The organism is Paenibacillus septentrionalis (assembly GCF_042659865.1).
Lineage (GTDB): Bacteria > Bacillota > Bacilli > Paenibacillales > Paenibacillaceae > Pristimantibacillus > Pristimantibacillus septentrionalis.
On sequence record NZ_JBHSTE010000006.1, the window covers coordinates 1 to 25,347 of the forward strand.

Genomic DNA, 25,347 nt, shown 5'->3' on the forward strand with positions numbered 1-25,347 from the left:
GAGTAGAGCGTCCAACAACTGCTGTGCGGAATGAAGGTCGGCGAGCAACGCAGCCTTTTCCGCACCATCGTCCACAAGAGCTACTTTAGCGCTGGCAGCGTTAATTGCGTCTTGATCGACGTCCGCTTTCAATGCCGTTTTAGAGCTGTCCGAGAATAACGAAGCAACTGCATTTCTTGCTTCAATTAATTTAGGATTTACGCCAGAGTTAGGAGACCCGCCAGTAGGAGGCTGCAAATCAAAATTTGGGATCCCATTAATTCTAATGATTTTATGTTTTATTAGCTCGTAGTCAATAAATATTAATTTCAAGTCGTTCTTCAGTTTTAAGTGTAAATCTTCAATCCTAGCATCATTTTTCAGAGTAATTCTACTATTCGTGTTTTCAACGAGGAGTGAATCGATTACTGCGTTTAACGCTATGTTTAAGGAGCCAGCTCCAACCCTGATGATGGGGATGGTTAACCGTGTATCTGCCTCAATGGTCGCATTAACTAATAGCTCTATCCCGCTAACTTTGGTTTCACCTGTAAATTTAATGGTAAAGTTATCCAAGGCAACTTTAACAGATTGCAAGGTTGAATTATGAACGTGCAATGTAGAACGATTTATTTTTGGGACTGGTTTTTTCTGATTCGCTAAGATCGTCGAACCTTTTACGAGTATATCTTCAAGATAAAAGCTGCGAACATCGCTTTCTATTAGTAAATCTTTTGTTATCGTGGCGTCTTTAATGGACAAATTATCGCCTTTTACGATTATGGTCGCATCAATAACAGCACCTTTGCCCAATAACACTACATCTGAGTTTTTTGCTTGATTATTGAACAACCCATTTGTGTATAGAGTAATCGATTCGATACGGCTTATTTTTCCTCCAGCAATATGTGCTTTTATGCGTGAGTTTTTCAATATCGGAAGATTATCAGGCGTCATCCAAGTTTTAAGCTCTTCATTTAATGTATAGCTTTCGTTACCTAATTGAACGGAATCTGCAGTAATTGTCTTTAATTCAGACTCAATAATTTTCTCTTTTTGTTGTTTCACTTGTTGACAACGGAAAATAAATAAAGCCATTTCACCGCGATTGATTTCTTTATTCGGGGAGTAGGTTGTCAGTGATGTTCCTGTTGTAATTTTATTTTGTATTAATGAGGTCAAGTAAGGAGCATACCAGCTAGAAGAAGGGACATCCTTAAAAGGATTTGTCGTTAAATCTTCTATTGGCAACTGATAGGAAACTACAAGGATTTTCGCCATTTCCGCACGTGTAAGCGATTGATGAGGCCTAAACGTTCCGTCTGAATATCCTTGGAATATGCCAGCGCTAACAACTGCAGCAATCGATTTATAAGAATCGGAGCTTGTATTCACATCTTGGAAATTGGGCTCTTCAATCACATCAAGATTGAGTTGTAGAGCCCTTGCGAGAATAACGGCTGCTTGTTCACGACTCAATTTTTCTGTTGGACGATAGGTTCCGTCCGAATAACCATAAATAATTTCTTGTTGCACGAGACTTCTTAATGCATGTTCATGTTCGCTGCCTGGCTGTATGTCCGTAAAAATGGCATTCTTCTCGCTTGCCTCGGCAGGTTGATTAGCTATGATCCCACCAAGTGAAAATAAATTCAGTAACGCGATAACAATCGCTATTCTAATCGGCCTTAAACTGCTCTCTTGCATTTCCATAAGTTATAAGTCCTCCTCCGAATACATACCTAGCCCCTTCATGAGACTATTGATCACCTAATAAAATAAAGATAATACTCATTAGTAATATATATATTACTAATGAGTATTATCTTGGAGAACTCTATTATTGTCAATTGTATTATCTTGTCATCTGTTGATTCTCTCGTGCTTTTGGTTGATAAAAAACCATCAAACATGGTATAAGTGTTAAAGATGTGAAGCATTAACGACGATATCGTTCTGAGCGATAGTAAAAGCTGTATTGCACAACGAGAGGACTTGATATATATATCAAGGAAAATTTTTGGCGTGAATTGCCACGCCCCTTTTTTGTACTTGCTCCAATGGAAGATGTGACCGATGTTGTATTTCGCCATGTCGTAGCCCAAGCAGGTCGGCCAGATGTATTTTTTACGGAGTTTACGAACACGGAGAGCTATTGTCATCCAGAGGGGATGACAAAGGTGCGCGGACGTCTATTGTTTACAGAAGACGAACAGCCAATCGTTGCACATATATGGGGAGATAAGCAGGAGTATTTCCGTCAAATGAGTATAGGGATGGCGGAACTGGGCTTCAAAGGCATAGATATTAACATGGGCTGTCCTGTGCCCAATGTAGCTACAAGAGGGAAAGGCAGCGGCCTTATTCTTCGTCGAGACGTTGCAGCTGACATAATCGAGGCAGCAAAGGCGGGAGGACTTCCTGTAAGTGTAAAAACAAGACTTGGGTTCCATGAAGTAAACGAGTGGGAGGAGTGGTTAACGCATATCTTGAAACAAGATATTGCGAATCTTTCGATTCATTTACGAACGACAAAGGAATTGAGCCAGGTTGCTGCGCATTGGGAGCTTATTCCTGAGATTAAACAATTGCGTGACCGTATTGCACCTAATACCTTATTAACGATCAACGGAGATATACCTGACCGTCAAACTGGGCTAGAGCTAGTTGAAAAGTATGGTGTAGATGGTGTGATGATTGGGCGCGGCATTATCAAAAATCCATTCGCCTTTGAGAAGGAGCCGAGAGAGCACAGCGGTGATGAATACTTGGATCTGCTTAGATTGCAGCTTGATCTGCAGGATCAATATGCAGAGCAATTGCCTCGTTCGATGTCCGGGCTGCATCGCTTTTTCAAAATATATGTCAAAGGCTTTCGCGGTGCTGGCGAGCTAAGACATCAATTGATGAGCACTAATTCCACGGATGAAGTAAGTGCACTGCTCGATCAATTTGCAATGCAAATTGAAGATAACATTGAACAGAAGAGCAAGGATATTGAATAGGGAACAAGAGGAAGAGGGGCTATTTGCCCCTCTGAATGCACATACTAAAATGACTTTTAGTAATGTGCATTTTCTCTTATTGAGATAGATACGTCGTATAATCAAGACGGTTGAATTCAGGCGGAATACGCTTAGCAATGCCGGTCTGTATCGCTGCTGCGATAACCGCAGTTCTAACTTGCTGAACGACCTTCTCATTAAAAATACTCGGAATGATGTACTGCTCATTTAATTCCTCTTCGGTAACGATAGAAGCAATTGCCTTTGCAGCAGCTAGCTTCATGGCCTCGTTGATTTCAGCTGCTCTACAATCTAAGGCTCCACGAAATATCCCTGGAAAACATAGGACATTGTTGATCTGGTTCGGATAGTCACTGCGGCCTGTAGCTAGTACTCTAACGTGATCTTCTGCTAGATCAGGATCAATTTCTGGCTCTGGATTGGCCATTGCAAATACAATCGCATCACTAGCCATTTGCTTTACGTCTTCAATTGTTATTACGCCTGGAGCAGAGACACCAATAAACACATCCGCGCCCTTAATGACCTCCGACACAGTTCCCTCTTGTTTTTCAGGATTGGTGATTGAAGCAATGCGCTCTAATGTCGGATGATCATATGTGTTGCCTGCAACAAGCGCCCCGCATTTATCTACCGCAATTAATTGCTTGATTCCCGCAGCAAGCAGCATATCAATACATGCTGTTCCAGCAGCCCCAACTCCACATACGACAACCTTGATCGCATCAATAGATTTGCCTACTAGGCGAAGCGCATTCAATAGACCTGCTAATATAACGACAGCAGTTCCGTGCTGATCATCGTGAAACACCGGGATGTCCAGCTCTTGTTGCAGCCTCCGCTCAATCTCGAAGCAGCGAGGAGATGCGATATCCTCAAGATTAATCCCGCCAAATGTAGGAGATATTGATTTTATGATCTGGATAATTTCTTCTGTATCTTGTGTTTTTAGGCAAATTGGGAATGCATCCACATCTGCAAATTGCTTAAATAGCATCGCTTTACCTTCCATAACGGGCATCGCTGCTTCTGGCCCGATATTACCTAATCCCAATACAGCGGACCCATCTGTAATAACGGCTACGGTGTTGCGTTTTACAGTCAATGTAAATGCCTTGCTTGGATCCTCATGAATAGCCATGCATACTCTAGCTACACCTGGAGTGTATACTTTGGAGAGGTCTTCGCGATTTTTTATAGGCATTTTAGGTGTCACTTGAAGCTTGCCGCCTAAGTGGGCAAGGAATGTACTGTCCGATTCATGAATGAGCTTTACACCAGCGAGTGATCGAATATGGTTTGTAACCTTTGAATGGACTTCAACATTTAGTTTTACCGTAAGATCACGAACGGTAATATCCTTGCTTGAGCGAATAATATCGACTGCAATGATATCACCACCTGCCTGATTAACAGCCGTTGCGACTTCACCAAAGGAAGCTTGCTGCTTATCCATTTCAATTCTGAAAATAATGGTTGTACTAATTGACATGATATCCCTCCTTAAGTGGTTGCTTCACTCTTATTTACGGGGTTACGAAGAACGCCTAAACCGTCTACGATACATTCAATAACATCTCCAACTCGTATGAAGTCAGAGCCTGCTGGAGTGCCGGTTAGTATAACATCGCCAGGCATTAAGGTCATGAAGCTGCTAATATAACTGATCATTTCAGGGATAGGCGTAATGATATGCTCCATTGTGTCGTTTTGGAGCTGCTGACCATTTAGCCGGGCGCTAATTCTAGCATTAAGATAATCAAACTCAGTATCGATATAAGGTCCTAACGGACAAAATGTATCAAAAGCTTTGCCTACCGTCCAATGTCCTTCATGATGGAAGTATTGGGTTGCTGCAAGATCATTAGCAATCGTGCAGCCAAAAATATATTGTGAAACCTGATCTGGAGTAATATTTTTAGCGGTTTTTCCGATGATAACGGCAACTTCTGCTTCGAATTTAGCCTCAGTTACGTGAGCTGGGAATAGAATAGGATCATTAGGACCAATGACAGTAGTCAACGGTTTGAAAAAGAAAATTGGCAGCTCAGGAATAGGCGGCTTTGGTGTACCTTCTGCGATGAAGTTTTTACCGATTCCGATAATGGTTCTTGGAAGAACTGGTGAATGTAGGCTAACTGCGTCGAGTGGATATTGTTCTTGTGTAAGTTCAATCGATTCAAATGGATTGCCGTTGTATGTACGTATACATGTTCCATCCATAACACCGTTGTACACTTGTGCATTACCTTCAATTGAAAATCTAACGAATTTCATTTTCAAAGCCCCCCATTTGTTCGTTATTTAGAACAATGTATTGTATATAGCACAAGACTATCCTCTTATATTTTTTATAATCTGTCAATGGGTAAAACAAAAGACATGCTTCGTTGGTGATCTCCACACAAGCATGTCCTTTTTTTGTATTTTCTATGAATGAATCTGAGAGAGTGTATTGGCAAGCTGTAAAACTTCTTGTAAAGCTAAGTCTTTTTTTCCTTCCCAATGATGGATAGGCATCGAGCAGCTTAAAGCAGCTATGACTGAACCATTCGGTTTTTTTATTGGTGCAGCTACACAACAAAACCCCATTACACCTTCCTGAATATCGGTTGTATAGCCTGCTTGCTTGCCCGACTTAATTTCTTGAATAAGCGCTTCTCGAGAAGCAATGGTGTGCACCGTTATTTTGGGCAATGTTTCTTGCGGGAATAACTGGCGAAGCTGCTCCTCGCTCATATCAGATAATAAGGTTTTGCCCAGACCTGTTGCATGTGCTGGAAAACGAACTCCTGGACCAGATACCATCTGAACAGGCGTCGCTGCTTCTACCTTGGCGAGGTAAAGCACATCAGAGCCCTCAAGTACGGCTAATTGAATCGATTCCTGGAGCTTTCTCATTACAGGATCAGCTAGCCTGCGAAACTCCTCTATCAGATCGAATTGACGAAAAAAAGCACTTCCGTAGCGACCTAAGGCACTGCCAATAGCATAGGTTTCATTGCGATCTCGGTTCACCCATTTTAGGCGCTCCATCGTAACGAGTAACGAATAAAGGGTGCTTTTACTAATATTAAGCTGCTTGGACAGATCAGATAGCTTCCAACGATAAGGCTCATTAATGAGTAATGATAATACGGCGTCGGCGCGATCAAGCGCAGGAACACTGTACTTTTGCTCCATATGCATACTCCTTAACTTGAATATTGTTCAATATGTAAAACTTCGATTATTTTATCATTGTGAGTTCTATAATGTCAAACAATATAACGGTTATTTTTTGTTTAAGTTTTAATATTGACCAATATTTGGATCGGTGATAAACTGAATCAAACGTTTTACAAAACGTTGTTCAATATAATGAACAAAATGTATGAGGATATAAGCTAGAAGGTGAATTTACTAAGGAGGAATTGAAGATGGAGAAGTATGTTGAGGTTGGTGGTTTGAAGGTTGCTTCTGTGCTATATGATTTTATAGAAGCAGAGGTGCTGCCAGGAAGTGGAGTTGAGCGTGATCAATTTTGGCAAGGCTTCAACCAGCTCGTTCATTCGTTTGCTCCTAAAAACCGTGAATTGCTGGAAAAGCGTGATGAAATTCAATCCAAAATTGATGCTTGGCATAAAACACACTCGAATCCGGAGTTTAAGGAATATGAACAATTTTTAAGAGAAATAGGATATCTTGAGCCAGATGTCGAGCCGTTCAAGGTGACTACTGAAAACGTCGATGATGAAATCACGTCTCAAGCTGGACCACAACTAGTTGTGCCTGTAAACAATGCTAGATATGCCTTGAATGCAACGAATGCACGCTGGGGAAGTCTTTATGATGCATTATATGGAACCAATGCCATAGATGCAGAAGGTGGAGCTGAACAAGGCCAGTCATACAATCCGATTCGAGGTGCAAAGGTTATCGCTTTTGCAAAACAATTTCTCGATAACACGGTTCCGTTAACTGACGGCTCTCATGTAGAGGTAACAAGCTATTCAGTAGCTGACGGAGAAGTCATTGCTGCTTTGCAGAACGGAACGATCGTACGAATGCAGCACAATGAAAGATTTGCAGGCTATCGAGGCCAACCAGCTCAGCCTGAAGCGCTTCTTTTTCGCAATAATGGGCTGCATTTTGAATTGCAAATTGATCGTACACACCCTATTGGCCGTACGGACAGCGCAGGCGTAAAAGATATTATTATGGAATCCGCGATTACAACGATAATGGATTGTGAGGATTCTGTAGCTGCGGTGGATGCAGAGGATAAAGTGTTGGTTTACCGTAACTGGCTAGGGCTAATGAAAGGCAATTTATCTGCCAGCTTTAATAAAGGCGGTAAGGTTATTAACCGAGTGTTGAATCAGGATCGTCATTATACTGCGCCTGACGGCTGCGACTTCAGCCTGCGCGGTCGATCCTTACTATTTGTTAGAAATGTTGGACACTTAATGACGATAAATGCAATCTTAGATCGCGATGGCCGCGAGATTCCAGAGGGTATTCTGGATGGAGTGCTAACTAGCTTGATTGCTAAGCATACCTTTAACCATGCCATGACTAACACGAAGAAAGGCTCTATTTATATTGTAAAGCCTAAGATGCATGGCTCAGCAGAGGTGGCGTTTACGAATCAACTATTTAATGCAATCGAAGATATGCTGAATATGAAGCGCTACACACTTAAAGTTGGGGTAATGGATGAGGAGCGTCGTACTTCCTTGAATTTAAGAGCCTGCATCCGTGAAGTGAAGGATCGTATCGTTTTTATTAACACCGGATTTCTCGACCGTACAGGAGACGAAATTCACACCTCCATGGAAGCTGGCGCAATGCTAAGAAAGCATGATATGAAATCATCCACTTGGCTGACTAGCTATGAGTTGTCCAATGTTTATGCAGGATTGGCCTGCGGGTTACAAGGACACGCCCAAATCGGCAAAGGAATGTGGGCAATGCCAGATCAAATGAAAGAGATGCTGCAAAGCAAAATTGCTCATCCAAAAGCAGGAGCAAATACAGCTTGGGTTCCTTCTCCTACAGCTGCAACGCTGCACGCTTTACATTATCATCAAGTAAACGTACAAGACGTACAGAACACATTAGTTACCTCGATACAAGATATGAGAGCCGGAATTTTGCAAATACCGCTTTCACCAACGAGGGAATGGAGTGAGCAAGACATACAGGAAGAGCTGGATAACAATATCCAGGGCATACTCGGGTATGTTGTTCGCTGGGTTGAGCAAGGTATCGGCTGTTCCAAGGTTCCTGATATTCATAATGTCGGGCTGATGGAGGATCGCGCGACATTGCGAATTTCAAGTCAGCATATTGCGAACTGGCTGCATCACGGCATATGTACGGAGCAGCAGGTAAGAGAAAGTCTTGTACGAATGGCTAAAATCGTAGATGAGCAAAATGCAGGAGATACAGCCTACCGTCGTATGTCCGATAATCTCGATGCTTCAATTGCGTTTCAAGCTGCATATGAGCTTATATTTGAAGGACGCCATCAGCCTAATGGTTACACGGAGCCAATTCTTCATCGTCGCAGATTAGAATTTAAATCGAAAGTCGTACATCAAGTATAGGGCAGATCGTGATTCGGATTAATCATTCGAAGAAGTAGGTGGCTTGTGCGAACCAAGAGCTTGCTTCTTCTTTTTAAATTAGCATGCTCAAAGTAACTTGATAGGTCAGGGGGAGGATACAATGACTGTACAAATTGTGGCGGCGACAGCGCATAATTCTACTGGACTAAATATTGCATTGCAAAAGCTTGAATCCGCTTTGCGGGAGCTAGGTCTGTCATCTACCCGGAAAAGTTCAGCAACAGCTTCTGAGCTTCATGAAGCAATCAAGGGTAATCTGAGCGAAAATGAAATGATCATCATCGCTGATCAAGCATTGCTTGATCAATGTAAGCTGGCACCTGCTTCGCATCAGCTTGCTCCGGAATCATTCGAAATTCGTAAAGGGGGATCGTCAATAAATGCGCAGGTTCTCGTGCTCAGCCTAGACGAAAGAGGCGCTATTTACGGTGTTCTAGAGCTGGCAGAGAGAGTAAAAGCAGCAAAATCCCTTGTCAACATCGAGCCGTGTCTTATTCATGCAAGATTTCCATTTCGGGCATTGAAGTTTAACTTGCCTTGGTCAAGTTATAGAAAAAATGAGTGCTTTGAGCTGCAGCATAACTGTGTGAAGGATTTGTCGTTTTGGGAGCAGTTTCTTAATATGATGCTTGAAAATCGCTATAATACGCTAACGCTTTGGAATCTTCATCCATTTCCGTTTATGGTTCGGACACAAAATTTCCCGCTTGCGACTCCTTTTTCAGATGCTGAGCTGTCAGAATGGAAGCATTACTGGACTGAACTGTTTAGAATGGCGAAGGAAAGAGGGATAGAAACCTACTTAATCAATTGGAATATTATTGTTTCGGAAGCGTTTGCAGAGCATTATGACCAGCATGCGATACACGATCAGTACTATCATTACGGCGACTCCTATTCAACGAATCAAATTAAGCAATATACAAAAGAGAGCATCATTCAGCTTATAGAGGAGTACCCCGATCTGACGGGATTTGGAGTTTCTCTCGGTGAGCGTATGAACGATATGACGCCAGAGGCAATCCAACAATGGATCGAGGATGTGTATTTTGAAGGCATGAAGGCGGCCAGTCGTCCAATTAAATTTATTCATCGCGCTCCATTTACCGTTGATCCTGCTATTACAAGAGCTTCGATCGAACAGAATCATGCAGCGTTAGAGCCTGTTTGGCTAGAGGTGAAATTCAATTGGTCGCATGCGTATTCCTCCCCTCAGCTATTGCTTACCCATGGAGGCTCGAAGGGTATGGAAGCATATTGGAATCCTATGCCTACCAATTACAAAATAACTTGGATGGTTCGTAATGAGGATTTCTTTACGCTTAGATGGGCGCAGCCTGATTTTATTCGAGATCATATACGAATGAACGGGCAGGAATATGTTGGAGGCTATTATGTAGGCTCAGAATGCTTTATTCCTGGAATTGATTATTCGCATATTCCAGACAGTCCACATATTCATTGGGACTATGCTTTTCAGAAAAACTGGCTGTATTACATGCTATGGGGTCGCCTCCTACATAATCCTGACACTTCTGATGATGTATTCGTTCAGCAGCTTAATGAGCGTCTTCATATATCAAAAGGGGATAAGCTGCTAACGGCATATTCCAAAGCATGCAAGATGCCTATGGCGTTAGCGTCGTTTTATCATTTCAGTTGGGATTTTACATTGTATGCAGAAGGGTTTCTTGCAACGGACGAATCCGAATATAACAAGGGTAAAGCCTTTATTTCACTTGAGGATTTATTGGAGAGCAGACCGTTTAATCCAACATATCTGTCCATTAAGCAATATGTAGATAAGCTAGTGAGAGAGGAAGCGATGGATGGTTTTATTACACCATTAGAGCTGGCGAGCGAGCTAGAAACGGACGGACAGGATGCACTTACTATTGTTGTTGAGCTGCTCAATAACGATCCGCGATTAGATTGTGAGCTGTCAGATATTATTGCTTGGTCCCAGCTAAGCTTATACTTTGCGAAGAAGCTGCGAGCTGCGGTGAGCCTTGAATGTTATAGAAGAACAGGTAATAAAGCCGATCAACAAGCCGCAATATATTGGCTTGAGCCTCCTCATGCCGCTGCTCACTGGGAACGATTAGTTGCAGTCACGAAGTTGCATTATAGGGTACAGCCACTCATGCATTTGGGCAAAACGTTATTCTCTTGGGAGCTTTTTTTACCGCAAGTTTACGAAGACATTGAATATGTTCGAGGACAAATAGTCTAGGGAGTGTGACTAGGATGCTAAACACGCAAGGATCACTTTGGCTGCAGGCGGAGCTAGTGGAGCTTCGTCAACGTATCGGCGCATTTAAAGTGATGGAAAGAGGGTTCAAGCATGAGAGGAGTTACAGGATAAGTACGCCCGTAATCGTTACACCGGAACATGAAGAGGATGTTGTACAGATTATGATATGGGCAAACAAGCATCGATTGACAGTTGTACCTCAAGGAGGTGGGACAAAGGATGCGATGGGTGAGCCGAATGATTCGATAGTTTTGCTTTCTATGGAGCGACTGTCTGGCATTGTAGAGTATTCACCTCGTGACTTAACGATAACGGTGAAAGCAGGAACAACCATTGAGCAATTACAGTCTTGCTTAGCAGAGTATGGTCAGGTTTTGCCACTAGATATGCCTCATGCGGAAAAGAGCACAGTCGGGGGTGTTTTTTCAGCCAATGTATCTGGACCGAGACGTGCGATGTATGGATCAGCAAGAGATTACTTGATGGCGGGTAGAGTGGTGTACCCGGATGGGCGAGTCATTCGAATAGGGGCAAAAGTAGTTAAAAATGTAGCTGGATATGATATGAATAAGCTTTTTATAGGGGCGATGGGAACACTTGGGGTACTTACTGAGCTGACAATAAAAACTCGTCCGATCCCCTTTTCAAGTGGATTACTGCTCATACATGCGAAACCAGATCAGCTGCAAGCGCTGCAGCATCAATTACTGGATTCTCAGCTTGAGCCAAGTATTTGTGAATGGCTGTATGGGGACTATGAATCGCCCATAGGAATAATAAATGAGCAGCCTGCTATAGCTGTTGGCTTCGATGATGTTAGATCAGCTGTGCACGATCAATTAGAAGAGGTAAAGCGTCTCTGTGCTGAGGTGGGCATACAGGAGCTTAAGCATGAAGCGGATGCTGTTGAGACAAGAGCTATTTATACTAACATAAGTAATATTGTTCCAAATTCTCTAGAGCTCCAAGAGGATGATCACGTTGTATGCATGAAGCTCATGTGCTCGATATCTGACGTGTTCAAGGTTTTCGAATATATTCAAGCGAAGGCGGAAGAGACAGGTATTCATTTTCAATTTTCTGGCGGGCTGTACACAGGAATGTCCAGAGTTATCTTCAATACAAGCTGGAAGCAGCAAGCAGGAATGATTGATCTTATACAGAAGCTGCAACAATTCGCAGCGTCTCTTCATGGTCATAGCCTGGTCGAGTGTGCGCCTTTAGCTATTCGAAGAAAAGTAGCGGTATGGGGACCAGCGATGCCGACTGATGACCTTATGAAACGGATTAAGCTAACGTTCGATCCCCATTACCTGTTAAATGCAGGTAGATTTCGAGGAGGAATATAAGCGATGTCTAAACAACGTTCAAGCTTCTGGTGGGAAGATGCACCTGATGAAAATAAGTTTTCCGAATGCGTTCATTGCGGCATGTGTCTGGAAGCATGTCCAACCTATCAAGAAACTGGATTGGAGCATCATTCTCCAAGAGGAAGAGTGTACTTAATCAAGTCTGCAGCCGAAGGAAAAATGGAGCTAAACAGCTTCTTTAAAGAGCCGATTGATACGTGTTTAGCATGTCGTGCTTGCGAGACAGCTTGTCCTTCAGGAGTACAGGTCGGTGCGTTAATTGAAGAAACTAGAGGACAGCTGTTTCATGCAACACCTGCAAAGGGGAAGAACCGTATGCTGCAGCAGCTTTTTTTACGCCACATATTCCCTAACCCCAATCGGTTGCGGATGCTAGGCAGCATGACGCGCTTGTATCAAAAGTCAGGAATTCAGCGCGGAGCTAGAAAGCTGAAGCTGCTGCGAGTGCTCCCTGCTCATTTGCAAGAAATGGAGGCTGCACTGCCTTCCTTACAAACCGCCCCTCTGCTTGGAAGAGGCGGAGAGCTTTTCCCTGCCTATGGTGAAAAAAGAGCAACGGTGGCAATGATTACAGGCTGCGTGATGGACGTGGTATACAGTAATGTGAACGAGGCAACCTTAAATGTTCTTCGTAAAAATGGTTGCGATGTATGGATTCCTTCATCTCAAAAGTGCTGTGGTGCACTCCATCTGCATTCAGGGGATCGAGAGCAGGCCAAGCAGTTAGCAAAACATAATATCAATGTTTTTTTATCCAATGACGTAGATGCAATTGTTATTAATGCTGCCGGGTGTGGTTCAACCTTAAAGGAATATGATGAGCTGTTAAAGAACGATCAAGAATACGGGGATCGATCACATCGCTTCGCTGAGAAGACTAAGGATATCTCTGAATTTTTAATAGAATTAGGAGTAATTCCACCAACAGGTAGAGTTGATAAAAAAGTTACTTATCATGATGCGTGTCATCTTGCACATGCACAGGGCATTCGTCAGGCTCCGAGAGAACTGCTAAACATGATTCCTGGCTTAGAAATCGAGGTGATGCCTGAATCGGATCGTTGCTGTGGCAGTGCAGGCATCTACAATATAACGCATCCAGAGATGGCATCTCAGCTGCTGGACCGCAAGCTGAACGATATTCCAACAGGCTGTGACGCAGTAGCAATGGGCAATCCTGGATGCATGATGCAATTTCAGGTTGGCGTTGTAAAGTATAAACGTTCAGAGCAGATTGTACATACGATTGAGCTGCTGAATGAAGCCTACGAGAACGAATCGTCGAAAGGGGGAACTGCCGAGTGAGTACGACTCCATTAGACTCGATCCGCAAGCAGAAGATGGTTGAAGCGATAACTAACATTGTGGGGCAAAAATCGATCATACATCGATTCGAGGATGTTATGGCCTATGAATGTGATGGCTATACCATCCATAAAGGGATACCATCTGCGGTCATATTTCCAAGCAATACCGAAGAAGTCTCCGAAGTCGTAACGTATCTTCATCGTCATCAGATTCCGTTCATACCTAGAGGAGCCGGTACGGGTCTGAGTGGTGGAGCAACTGCGCTGAATGGTGAGGTTATTATTTCGTTAGTACGGATGAATAAGCTGCTACATGTTGATTATTGCAATCGAAAAGCAATTGTGCAGCCAGGCTACATTAACTTGAAATTATCCAATTCTATCGCATCGAAAGGTTATTATTACGCCCCCGATCCTTCAAGTCAAGCAACCTGTACCATTGGCGGAAATGTTGGTGAGAACGCAGGCGGCGCTCATTGCTTGAAGTACGGTGTGACGACGAATCATGTACTCGGCCTAGAGGTAGTGCTGCCAAACGGACATATTAGAAGATTTGGCGGAGTGCTCGATATGCCTGGTTATGATGTACTAGGCTTGCTCACTGGGTCAGAAGGCACGCTTGGTATTGTTACAGAGATCACAGTCCGCATCTTGAAGAAGCCACAGTCGGCTAGCACGGTTCTCGCACTATTTGATCAAGTGGCAGACGCTAGTCAAGCTGCATCAGATATCATCGCAAGCGGGATTATTCCAGCTGCACTAGAGATGATGGACAATATGGCGATTCACGGCGTGGAATCGGGTAATTATCCTGTTGGTTATCCTAAGGATTTAGCAGCGGTGCTCATTGTTGAAGTAGATGGCATTGCTGCGGGGCTAGAAGAACAGATCGACGAAATTATGAACGTATGCAAAAAGCATCATGTGCGTGAGGTGCGTAAAGCAAAAGATGCAGCCGAACGTGCGAGATGGTGGGCCAATCGTAAAACGGCTTTCGGGGCGATGGGGAAAATTTCACCTGACTATCTCGTACAGGATGGTGTGATTCCGAGAAGCAAGCTGCCGGAGGTGTTAGAAAAAATTAGTCAGATCAGTCGTCACTATGGCCTGCGTATCGCCAATGTGTTCCATGCAGGTGATGGCAATTTGCATCCGCTTATTTTATTCGATTCAAGAATAGAGGGTGAGACGGAAAGGGCAGTAGAGGCAGGCTCTGCTGTATTGAAGGCATGTGCCGATGCAGGAGGTTCAATAACTGGCGAGCATGGTGTAGGTATCGAAAAACTGGATGATATGCGCTTTATATTTAATGAGATAGAAATTGAGGCACAGACGCAATTAAGAGATGTATTTAATCCTTTATCCCTTTGTAATCCGCATAAACTCTTCCCTAAACCAGCACGTTGTGTTGAGATGAAGCGCATGGAGACCGCAAGTATGAGCTAATACTTCACTTTCGTAAATCACCACGTATATCACTCTAAAGGGGGCTAATCATGAAAGTCATCTTATGCCAATCGGGCGATTTTAAGCCGCAGCTTCGATTAATGCCTATCGTTGAAGTGTCCTGATTACATAGACCAATTATATTCTACCACTACCAACTAACAGTATGCTATGGGAGCTGGACAATGTTATGATTACTTCTCATTCAGCTGGTGTAACGAATCGCAAGGAGGAACGAAGAATGGAGCTGTTTGCACAGCTATTATCTCATTACGTTCAAGATAAACCATTGAAAAATGTAGTTGATCGAACGTTAGGATATTAATGAAAACGTGAATACTCATTAATTATTGATGAATTATTGTAATTATTATCTCAAATTTGTAATTAATCCAATGTAAAGAAATATGCTACAATGATGAGTAATTGGATAAGTTTTACTATTTGTAATGATTGTCTCAATCATGTGGAGTGACACATATCGGAGTACGTACAAAAAAATATTTTAGCACATAGTGTTACCGACTACGACCAAGGTTGTAAACCATGGACGCGATTTTTATTCATGCACGGTGCCCAAATATGACCTAACGGACAATATTTGCTTTTTATTGAAATCTAGTCAAAAATCAAAAACTGTCAGTTACAAGCATTAAAAAAACGTCATAAAATCCAATTGTAAGCGTTACCAAAGAACTTTCTGCTTCACAAGCAATTCTTGGTGGTTGTTTACAACATCTGAATAGAAAGAGGGAGGGTTATTTTATGAACGTGAAAAGAACAACAGGTCTATTGCTTTCATTAGTTCTTATTCTAAGTTTACTCTCAGCATGTGGGTCCTCACCAGGCGGAAACAGTAAAAGCAACAACGGAGCAAAAGAAACGGTAGCTCCAGCTCAGAGCAATGGTTCTCAAGAAACGAAAGTATCAGATGATGAAGAGGCAGAACCTTTGGAAATGCAATTTATGGTGCCGTCGTACTCTGATGTACCGAACATGAATGATGAGTACTGGACCGAATGGCAAAAAATGACCAACACGAAATTGAATGTTGAATGGGTTCCATCGGGTGATTATGATACGAAGTTTGATCTAGTTCTTGCTTCTGGTAATCTACCTGAAATTATTGTTGCGACTAGTGCTACTCGTACAACGTTACTAAATGCGATCAACCAAGGTGCTTTTTGGGATCTGACGCCGTTTCTAGGTGATTTTAGTGAATATCCTAATCTGAAAAACAACAGTGAAGCGAATGCTTGGAATTACTTGAAGGTTGACGGTAAATATTACGGTATTCCAAGAAATCGTCCGCATATTGACATTGCTCTTAATATTCGTAAAGACTGGCTGGATGAATTAGGTCTAGAAGTACCTACGACAATGGATGAGTACGCAGAGGTTCTGAAAGCAATTGTGAAGGGCGATCCCGATAAGAATGGAAAAGATGATACGATCGGTATTCTTGGTCACGGATTTTTGTTAGATGATGGGGATAACAATTACTTGGCAGCATTCGGTGGATTGGATCCTATACATGATGAAGCAGGTGGGCTAATCAAAGAAAATCTAACACCGAACTATACGGAAATGGTTGCTTGGTTCCGTGATCTATATGCACACGGTGTTCTTGCAAAAGAATTCGCAGCCGTGAAGAAGACGCAAGCAGAGGAAATGTTTGCTACTGGCCGAGCAGCTTCTTATGCACGTAATGTATGGCGTGATTACACTTGGGAGCAGGAAATAAAGAAGGTTCAGCCTAATGCAGAGCTTATAACGCTGCCTCCGATGCAAGGAACTGGCGGGGTGAGCGTCGGACTAGCAACGCCTATATTCGGTGCGATGTATATCTCTAAAAAAGTACCGGAAGATAAAGTAAGAAGAATTATAGATTATATGGAAATGACAACGACGAAGGAGCATACAGATTTCAATTACTATGGCATTGAGGGTGTTCATCATACGGTTGTTGACGGTCAAAAGCAGCTGACTGAGCTTGGGACAAAGCAAGTGACAACGAACGCTAACCAAGTATTCCCGCTTGCTTATAACAATGAGATGAAAGTATTGAATGCAGCTGCGCCAAAAGCATATAACGATGCGAAAATGGAAGCAGTAAAGGACTTCAGCGAAGTTGGCAAAATTAATATCTTCTCGGTAATAAGCTCAGATACTTGGACTGCTGAATGGCCGAAGTACCAAGCAGAATGGGAGTCTAATGTCATTAAAGCAATCGTTGGTCAAATTTCGATGGATGAATACGAAGCATATGTTGCTAGCTTAGTGAGCAAGCCAGAAATTAAGCAGGCATTCCAGGAGTTTGCTGCGCAATACAAAGAAAAATTTTCTAACTAAACAGTTTGAACGGTCAACATAGACAATAGGATGTGTTGACCGTTTCATTCCTATTTAAGGGGGACTTTGTGTGAATCCAGATTGGTTGACTCAGCGCTCTAGAGGTGTGCATTTAACGATTAGAGATATCGATTGTCGTGATTTTGATGTAGAGCAATTAGCGATAGACTTAGAAGAGATGGGCGTCAATATTTTATCATTTTTTTGTGCAGGGTACATCACAACGCATCAAACAACATTGTCTATACGACGCAGCCCATATCTTGGAGAACGTGACTTAACAGGAGATATTGTAAATGCGTTGAAAAAACGGAATATCCGAGCTGTTCCTGCAATGGACTTAAGTTTAATTCCTGGAAATGCTGCCAAGGAGCATCCGGATTGGTGCTCCCTTGATCGAGATGGAAATGCGTATCGAGCGAACAAGGATTTGGGGGATTTCTATATCGCTTGTCCGTTAAGCGGCTATCAAAATGAGTATTTGGCGTTAATTCTAACTGAGATTGTACAGCGATACGATATTGACGGTATCAAATTCGGAGGTGGGAGCTATGGCTTTTCCTCCTATGGAAATGGCATTTGTTATTGTGAACGCTGCAAGACGGCGTATCAGCAATATGCAGGTGCACACATTCCATTGGAAGAAGATTGGGAAGATCCGAATTGGGGAGAGTTTCAACGCTGGAGACAGCAGCGTGTAGTTGATCGCTCCAAATTTCTCTATGACCTCGTCAAATCACTTCGTACTGATTTGCCGGTGATGTGTAATAGTGTTGCCTTTGGTGATCCGGGCTGGACGATAAAGGGCTCACTTGATATTGAACGAATGGCCCAATATATTGATGCGGTTCAAGTAGAAGCGCAAACGCGTGTACGCGTAGAAGAGGATCAGTATCATTGGGATTACGTATATATGCCAGCTGAGGAAGCGAATTTCTTAGATACAGTTAGCGACCATCAACCATGGGTGCTTGCTTCCTATTTCCAAGCTTGGCCATGGCGCAGAAATGCGGTACCGCCGGCAGAGCAAAAAGTATATATGGCTCAAATTTATGCCAATGGTGGAAATGCTATCTTAAATCTGTCAGGTGGTCCTCCAAAGGTACATGAGGATAAACGTGGGTTTCCGGCGGTTGCTTCGCTGTACAGGTTTGTTGCTGAAAATCAAGCATACTTCCAAAATGATCACAGCGGCAGTGAGGTCGCATTGCTCTACTCTCAAACAACGATGTTTTTTTATGGTCAAAACGAAGCTAAACAGAAGTATGTAGAAGCAATCCGAGGCTTTGAGCAAGCACTTATTGAACAACATATTCCGTTTCAAATTATTTCTGATTCGATGCTAACACTGGAGCAGCTTCAGAAGTATAAGGCGCTTATTTTGCCTACTGCAGCTTGCATGTCAGAGGAAGGGGCGCAAGCAATTGAGCAATACGTTACAGGTGGGGGCAATGTAGTCGCTACGTTTGAAACCTCATTATTTGATCTTAACGGCAAGAAGCGCGCTAACTTCCTCCTTTCTAGTTTATTTGGTGCTGCGTATGTAGAAACGGCATCGGTTATGGGCGAGCCTAATGGTGTTTTCAAGCAGGCTTATATGAATATTCAAGATAAGCACAGTCCGTTGTTTCGAAATATTGGGGATACACAGGTCATTCCTGCCGCATATCAATTTTGTCATGTCGAAGCGGGTTCTTCTGTTGAGGTCCCATTAACGTTGTCAGCAGCATTTCGAGTATTTCCTGAGGGGATGTCCTACACGACAGCACCAGATACGGGTTGTCCGATGGCGATAACGAAAACGTACGCTTCTGGTGGAAGAGTCGTATATTTTACAGGTCAACCTGATATTGCTTTTTTCCGGGCAGGCTACCCTGACTGGTCAAGGCTCATGGTAAATGCCGTGACATGGTGCCTGCAGGACCAGCTAGTGCTTGAAACGAATGCACCTTCTACGATGATGATTACGCTGCGTGAGCAGGAAAATCGCAAGCTAATCCACTTTGTAAATATGAACGGCGGCAGAAGAATGTTCCAGGACATTATTCCTGCACATGATATTCAGCTTGCAATCCCGCTTTCTGAGCAATTCGTACCCGTGAAGGCCTATATGTTATCCAATCAACAGCAACTGGTTATCAATTCAAACGAGCATGCTTGCTATGTAACTATACCAACGATTAAGGACTATGATGTTTTAGTATTAGAAGGCTAATTAACACTTACTTAAAGCGGTCGTGGATCATTATGTATGTCATGAAAGTACTATGTGCAGGTAGGTGGGATGTACTATGGCTAACTGGAGGCAACGATTCATAATGAAATTAAATCTTGACCATGCAAAAAGGAAAAAAAGCTATTTATATAAATTAATATGGTTGAGTTGTATTTCTGTATGTATCCCTGTCATATTAGCAAGTGTTGCCTATCATTTTGTATCCGTACAAAAAATGGAGCTGCATCTGCTGACTGAAAGTGAATCTTCATTACAGCTAATGAAAGATCGTGCTGAACGGGTTATACAAGGAATTGAAAGTGAGTCGCTCCAGTTAGCTAATGATCCATTGACGTTGAAAATTATACAGAATACGAATCAAGAGCAATCCATTATTTGGCATGTTGAGTTTTTAGGGAAGCTGTCACTAATTAAAAATATGAATGGATTTATTAATGAAGTGTTTCTATACATACCGCATAATGATTTAGTTCTATCAAATGAATATGGAACGATAGAAAGAAAAAACTTTAAGTACGAGCAGGACATTGAGCAATTATTAGAATCAGATCAGCCCTCGCAGTGGATCCAGCATTCGCAAAGTATTGCAGATGGTCATATTACCTTTGCCCGTTTGCTCCCAATAGGCTCTAGCGGAGCAAAAGGAATATTAGCATTTGAAATTGATGCATTGGCAATGGGGAATTTTCTAGAGACCAATACGATTATTTTAACTAAAGATAATGAATTTATTATTATGAATTACTTTGATCTGTTTCAACCAACCGCAACACAAGAGGACGACCTTTTAGAAAGAATCTATCAACTTGAAGGCATTAAAACAATCATCGAATCAACTTCAAGCAATGGTCATTTTGCAGCTGCTGACATCTACGGCAATGCTGCACAGTTTCAATATATGAAAAATGTATTTAATCGTACGTATGTATCGGTCATCCCTGAGGCCTTCATTTCAAGTCAATTTGGCTGGATTCGCGGCATGACGATTCTAATCGTGTTTTCGTTTGTTATTATAGGCTTCATTCTTACCTCTATTACATCCAAGAAGGCGTATAGTCCAATTGAAAGATTGCTTGAGCATAGTCATTCCTTAAATATTGGCAGAGTTCAGGCGAAAGGTAATGAGCTTGAATTTATTAAGGATTGTCTGGATCATTTGAGCTCAGAGAAGGAAAACCTTGCAATATTTATAGAAAATAGCAAGCCAACCTTACGTGAAAAGTGTCTTCAACAAATATTAGATCGTGATTACACACGAGCAGAAACTGTGCTTCAGGATTGCAATCGCTATGGAATAGATTGCACGCTGACTAATATCGTTCTAATTGTAGAGGTAGAAAATATTTACCGAATCAATCGATTTTTACCTGAAGAAAAAGGCGTCGTTTCTTTTGCTTTAGTCAATGTCATGTTAGAAATATTGCGTAATCAGAATGTCGCAAAAGGATATGTTATTCCTTATCATGGAGCGGGTGTCGCGATCCTGCAATACCCTTCAGAGCTGGAGCAATCGGTCATGCATAAGCAGACGCTGGCCTATATCGAGGAGTTTTCTACAGCACTTAGAGACTTTTTGTCCTTTGATGTAGCGGTCGGGATTGGACGCTATTATTCCCACATTGCGGATGTGAGCGTCTCTTACAATGAGGCTCAAACTGCGCTGCAATATCGCATGTTCCCGAATTTGGGCTCCATATTGTTTATCGAGGATATTGAGGTTGAGAAAAAGCACAGTATACTCCGGTATCCCTTTGAGCTGGAAGCTAATATTATTGATGCCCTAGAACGAAAACAAGAAGGCATTGCTGTTGAAAATCTCACGAAATTTGCTGATTTGCTTCAGATGTCTCAATCCTATGCCTTTATCCTGCAGTGCTATCATATTCTCCTTTCATCGATCATCGTGTCGATGGAAAAGCAGAGTGTAAATATGATGGAAATTATGGAGCATAACTTTTTTCAGCAGCTAAAAAGTAAAAAGACATTCAAGGATCTGCATGCATGGTTTGCTGAGACGGTATTCACTCAATATATCTACCTCACACAAAATGGCATTGAAGAGAATGAGGAACTGGGCATTCAATATATTTGTAAATATATTCGCGAGCATTGCCGAGAAGATCTGTCCTTAGTGCAGTGCGCAGAAATGATTGGAATAAGCCCTTCTTATCTAAGTCGTTTATTTAAGAAGGAAATGGGGATGAATTTTTTGGAATACGTAGCGGAAAGTAAGATCGCAGAAGCGAAGAAACTTTTGAAAGAAACCGATCAGAATATTAGTGAAATTGCACAGCAAATTGGATACTCCGAACGAAATTTGAATCGAGTGTTTCAGAGACATGTTCAGACCTCCCCAGGTAACTATCGAATGCAGCATCGATAAGTAGGTCAATTTTTATACACAAGGACAATTTTTATTCATGCAATATAAGTGGAAAATTGTCTCTTTCAGGTCGCTTCGATCCGCGCTAAGGTTAAGGTGTTAATGACTAAGGCGATGTAAAGGGTGATGCCATGTGACACAAATTCCATATGGAAGTGTATACTTTCGCAAATCCAATCCGCCCAAAGCTGATTGGGAAAGAGACTATATCGTTGCTAGCGAGGATGGAATGAACGCCTTTAGGCATTGGTTTTTGTGGGGCGCCATCGAGACCTCGAAAGGGGAGTATGATTGGTCTGATTACGATATTCAGCTTGAATTAGCTGCTCAGCAAGGCATGCGAACGGTGATAGCCGAGATGATTACCTCTGTACCTGAATGGCTGGCAGCTGAGGAGCCTGATCTAGCTTATACATTATCAGATGGGAGTAAATTAAAAACTAGGATGGGCGTTAGCACAGCAACTGGAGGTTTCGGTAATGGATCCTCTGGCGTGATTTGCTTAGATCATCCGAAAGCAAAACAATATGCGGCTAGCTTTCTTACAGAGCTAGTATTGCGTTATAAGGATCATCCTTCTCTTATTGGCTATGATGTTTGGAATGAATGCAATTATTCTCCTTCTGTTTGTTATTGTCATTACACGAAGGAAAAATTTCGAGAATGGCTGTTAAAAAAATACGGAGATTTAATGACATTGAATCAGGCTTGGCGTAGATACAGCTACACAAGCTGGGAACAGGTCGAGCCACCTGTTGCACTAGCGCCTTATCCTGAGCATGAGGATTGGCTTCAGTTTAGAAAGGAAAATTTTTATGAGCAGATGCGTTGGAGAATTGAGCTCATTCGAAGCTTAGATCCCAAGGGATTAATTATTGCTCATGGCATTGCTGGAAGCATCTCACACATGGCGTTGATGGGAGCTGATGATTGGGCAGCGGCAGCAGAAGTAGATGTATATGGCTTTACTTGGGTTGCCTCGCGTAAAGGAAATGAGCCTTGGAAGCTATGGCATGCGGTAGACCTGACAAGATCAGCAGCTAATGGCAAGGAGTTTTGGCATGCCGAAACACAGGGAGGACCACTGTGGCTGCAGCCTCAAGTCATCGGTAGAAAAAAAGAGGATGGAAGGGTTGCTTCTCCTGAGGATATTAGAGTATGGCAGCTGACCTCATTTGCCGGAGGAGCCAGAGGGATATTCTTTCCTAGATGGAGACCATTGCTGGATGGACCATTATTCGGCGCATTTGGTCCATATGCGATGAATGGAGCAAGAACGGAGCGTTCTGAGATGGCAAGCACCATTGCCAAATGGGCGAATGCAAAAGAGCAGCGTCCATTATGGGAAGCTAAGCCGCTAAAGGGTGATATTGGGCTGCTTATACTGCCTGAAGCTCAGATTTTCGACCATCTCCTTCACTCGGATGGGCATCAGCCGCTCTATAGCCAAGCCATGTGGGGGGCTTATCAAGGCTTTTTTGACAATCACATTCAAGCAGATTGGATCCGCATGGATCAGGTGGATCAGTACAAGGTTATTTATTTGGCCTATCCCCTGCGGATGGATCAAGCGAATGTGGAACGGCTAATCGCTTGGATTGAGCAAGGAGGCACGCTAATTGCAGAGGGCTGTCCGGCTTACTTCGGTAATCTTGGCAGAGCAGGCACGGTTCAACCGAACTATGGTCTAGATGAAGTGTTCGGAGCGCAAGAATGTGATGTCGAGTTTACACCGGATCTGTTTGATGAGCTGACATTTGGTTGGAACGGCAATCGCATTTATGGTGGTGGATATCGTCAAGCCTATTCGCCTTTACACGGAAAAGTAACGGGGCGTTATCCGGATGGTAAGCCTGCTGTTATTGAAAACGCTCACAAAAAAGGAAGGACGTTTTTAGTTGGGAGCTTGCCTTCAGAGGCTTATTTTAGAAACAAGGCACATGGCAATCGGATGTTTTTTGCTGAGCTGGCGGCTTGGGCAGGTGTGGAGCCCGCTGTTCGTATCCCTGACGATGTCGAGGGGCTGCACGGTAGAGTCCATAGATCACCCAATGGTGACCTGATGCTGTGGTTAATTAACTACAGTCTTAACGAGCTCGAGACTACGATTCAGTTAGCAGCGGCCTTCGGAGATTATAGGCTTGACACCGTATTCTGGGGCGATGAAAACGGAATACGTAAGCGAGGAAATCAGCTTTCCGTGAAGCTGCCAAGCAAGGACGCACTCATCGTGCATTGTATAAAGCAGGAGCAATGAAGCTCGAAAGGGGTTGAAGAAACTGAATATTCAAAAGATTGAGACATTTACTTCGCGAAATATTTCAGTGGTACGCGTACAAACCGATGATGGTCAAGTAGGCTATGGGCAAATTGCTCCTTATCATGCCAATATCTCAGCGTTAGTGCTTCATCAGCAAGTCGCTCCGCGGGTGCTTGGAAAACGCTCGGACGAGATTGCATCACTAGTTGAGATGGTCATCAGAGAAGAGCATAAATTTCCTGGATCGTATGTCTGCAGAGCAGTCGGAGGCTTAGAGACAGCGTTGTGGGATCTACTAGGCAAGCGACAGCAAAAAAGTGTATGTGAATTGCTAGGTGGAACACATCGAGAAGTTAAAGTTTATGGTTCAAGCATGCGAAGAGACATTAGCCCTCAGGCTGAAGCAGAGCGCCTGCTGCGCTTGCAGGAGCAATTTGGCTACGAAGCATTCAAAATCCGTATCGGTAATAACTTTGGAAATGACGTCGATGTGTACCCAGGTCGAACGGAGCAGGTCGTAGCCGAAGTTCGAAAAGCACTTGGAGATCGCACCGCTATTTACGTGGATGCAAATAGTGGATTTACGCCACAGCGTGCCATCGAAGTAGGCAAATATTTGGAACAGCAGGGCGTTGTGCATTACGAGGAGCCCTGTCCATATCCAGAGCTGGAATGGACGAAGCAGGTAGCTGATGCGCTAGATATTCCAGTAACAGGAGGAGAGCAGGATACGGACCTTGCACAATTTCGCCGCATGATCAATATGAAGGCCGTTGATATTGTGCAGCCAGATATTTGTTATGTTGGCGGCATAGATCGAGCGATGCAGGTCGCGAAGATGGCACAGCAAGCAGGGATTCCTTGCACGCCGCACGCTGCGAATTTGTCTATGGTAACTGTGTTTACCCTTCATATGGTTGGAGCCCTTTCCAATGCAGGCCCTTATATGGAATACACCATTGAGCAGGACTCATGGACGGAGGGATTGCTGGATACGCCGCTAGTTGTACGTAACGGAGCGGTTCGCATACCTGAAGGACCGGGCTGGGGTATAACGATTTCCCAACAATGGCTTAATCAAGCGCAATATGAAGTAAGTGAGAAATAGTTAATACAAGTCTA

General features: G+C 43.0%; 16 protein-coding genes. 12 read left to right on the plus strand and 4 right to left on the minus strand.

The window, feature by feature from the left end:
• Window positions 1-1,692, minus strand: a 1,692-nt coding sequence (locus tag ACFP56_RS17130; protein ID WP_379236806.1) for an S-layer homology domain-containing protein, incomplete at its 3' end; no start/stop codon positions are given.
• Between the two features lie 347 nt (window positions 1,693-2,039).
• On the opposite strand from ACFP56_RS17130, the gene ACFP56_RS17135 reads away from it, so the two are divergent.
• Window positions 2,040-2,984 carry a tRNA dihydrouridine synthase gene (locus tag ACFP56_RS17135; RefSeq protein ID WP_379237270.1) on the plus strand — a complete coding sequence of 315 codons (945 nt, stop codon included), beginning with the start codon at window positions 2,040-2,042 and terminating at the stop codon, window positions 2,982-2,984.
• Between the two features lie 76 nt (window positions 2,985-3,060).
• On the opposite strand, the gene ACFP56_RS17140 is transcribed toward ACFP56_RS17135, so the two are convergent.
• The 3 genes from ACFP56_RS17140 to ACFP56_RS17150 all read right to left on the minus strand — a co-directional run bounded on the left by ACFP56_RS17140 (window position 3,061) and on the right by ACFP56_RS17150 (window position 6,188).
• Window positions 3,061-4,497 (minus strand): NAD-dependent malic enzyme, encoded by a 1,437-nt coding sequence (locus tag ACFP56_RS17140; protein WP_379236808.1) that lies wholly within the window; start codon window positions 4,495-4,497, stop codon window positions 3,061-3,063.
• An 11-nt stretch (window positions 4,498-4,508) separates the two neighbouring features.
• Entirely contained in the window at window positions 4,509-5,282 is a 774-nt protein-coding gene (locus tag ACFP56_RS17145; protein WP_379236810.1) for a fumarylacetoacetate hydrolase family protein, read from the minus strand.
• 153 nt (window positions 5,283-5,435) lie between these two features.
• Complete coding sequence (locus tag ACFP56_RS17150; protein WP_379236812.1) at window positions 5,436-6,188, minus strand: IclR family transcriptional regulator; 753 nt, start codon at window positions 6,186-6,188, stop codon at window positions 5,436-5,438.
• 236 nt (window positions 6,189-6,424) lie between these two features.
• Here ACFP56_RS17150 and ACFP56_RS17155 point away from each other — a divergent pair, with 236 nt between their 5' ends.
• The 11 genes from ACFP56_RS17155 to ACFP56_RS17205 all read left to right on the plus strand — a co-directional run bounded on the left by ACFP56_RS17155 (window position 6,425) and on the right by ACFP56_RS17205 (window position 25,333).
• Window positions 6,425-8,596 (plus strand): malate synthase G, encoded by a 2,172-nt coding sequence (locus ACFP56_RS17155; protein WP_379236814.1) that lies wholly within the window; start codon window positions 6,425-6,427, stop codon window positions 8,594-8,596.
• Between the two features lie 121 nt (window positions 8,597-8,717).
• Complete coding sequence (locus tag ACFP56_RS17160; protein ID WP_379236816.1) at window positions 8,718-10,850, plus strand: hypothetical protein; 2,133 nt, start codon at window positions 8,718-8,720, stop codon at window positions 10,848-10,850.
• Between the two features lie 14 nt (window positions 10,851-10,864).
• Complete coding sequence (locus ACFP56_RS17165; protein WP_379236818.1) at window positions 10,865-12,220, plus strand: FAD-binding oxidoreductase; 1,356 nt, start codon at window positions 10,865-10,867, stop codon at window positions 12,218-12,220.
• 3 nt (window positions 12,221-12,223) lie between these two features.
• Window positions 12,224-13,546 carry a (Fe-S)-binding protein gene (locus tag ACFP56_RS17170; protein WP_379236820.1) on the plus strand — a complete coding sequence of 441 codons (1,323 nt, stop codon included), beginning with the start codon at window positions 12,224-12,226 and terminating at the stop codon, window positions 13,544-13,546.
• A 35-nt stretch (window positions 13,547-13,581) separates the two neighbouring features.
• Window positions 13,582-14,994 carry an FAD-linked oxidase C-terminal domain-containing protein gene (locus ACFP56_RS17175; RefSeq protein ID WP_379237272.1) on the plus strand — a complete coding sequence of 471 codons (1,413 nt, stop codon included), beginning with the start codon at window positions 13,582-13,584 and terminating at the stop codon, window positions 14,992-14,994.
• 190 nt (window positions 14,995-15,184) lie between these two features.
• On the plus strand, window positions 15,185-15,319 hold the full coding sequence (locus ACFP56_RS17180; RefSeq protein ID WP_379236822.1) for a hypothetical protein: 135 nt from the start codon (window positions 15,185-15,187) through the stop codon (window positions 15,317-15,319).
• A gap of 440 nt (window positions 15,320-15,759) precedes the next feature.
• A complete protein-coding gene (locus tag ACFP56_RS17185; protein WP_379236824.1) occupies window positions 15,760-17,346 on the plus strand; it encodes an extracellular solute-binding protein in 1,587 nt (528 codons plus the stop codon).
• A gap of 70 nt (window positions 17,347-17,416) precedes the next feature.
• Complete coding sequence (locus ACFP56_RS17190) at window positions 17,417-19,561, plus strand: alpha-amylase family protein (RefSeq protein WP_379236826.1); 2,145 nt, start codon at window positions 17,417-17,419, stop codon at window positions 19,559-19,561.
• A gap of 103 nt (window positions 19,562-19,664) precedes the next feature.
• Entirely contained in the window at window positions 19,665-21,965 is a 2,301-nt protein-coding gene (locus ACFP56_RS17195) for a helix-turn-helix domain-containing protein (protein WP_379236828.1), read from the plus strand.
• A gap of 133 nt (window positions 21,966-22,098) precedes the next feature.
• Window positions 22,099-24,222, plus strand: a complete 2,124-nt coding sequence (locus tag ACFP56_RS17200) for a beta-galactosidase (protein ID WP_379236830.1) — start codon at window positions 22,099-22,101, stop codon at window positions 24,220-24,222.
• Between the two features lie 13 nt (window positions 24,223-24,235).
• Window positions 24,236-25,333 (plus strand): mandelate racemase/muconate lactonizing enzyme family protein, encoded by a 1,098-nt coding sequence (locus tag ACFP56_RS17205; RefSeq protein WP_379236832.1) that lies wholly within the window; start codon window positions 24,236-24,238, stop codon window positions 25,331-25,333.
• Window positions 25,334-25,347: the final 14 nt, after the last annotated feature.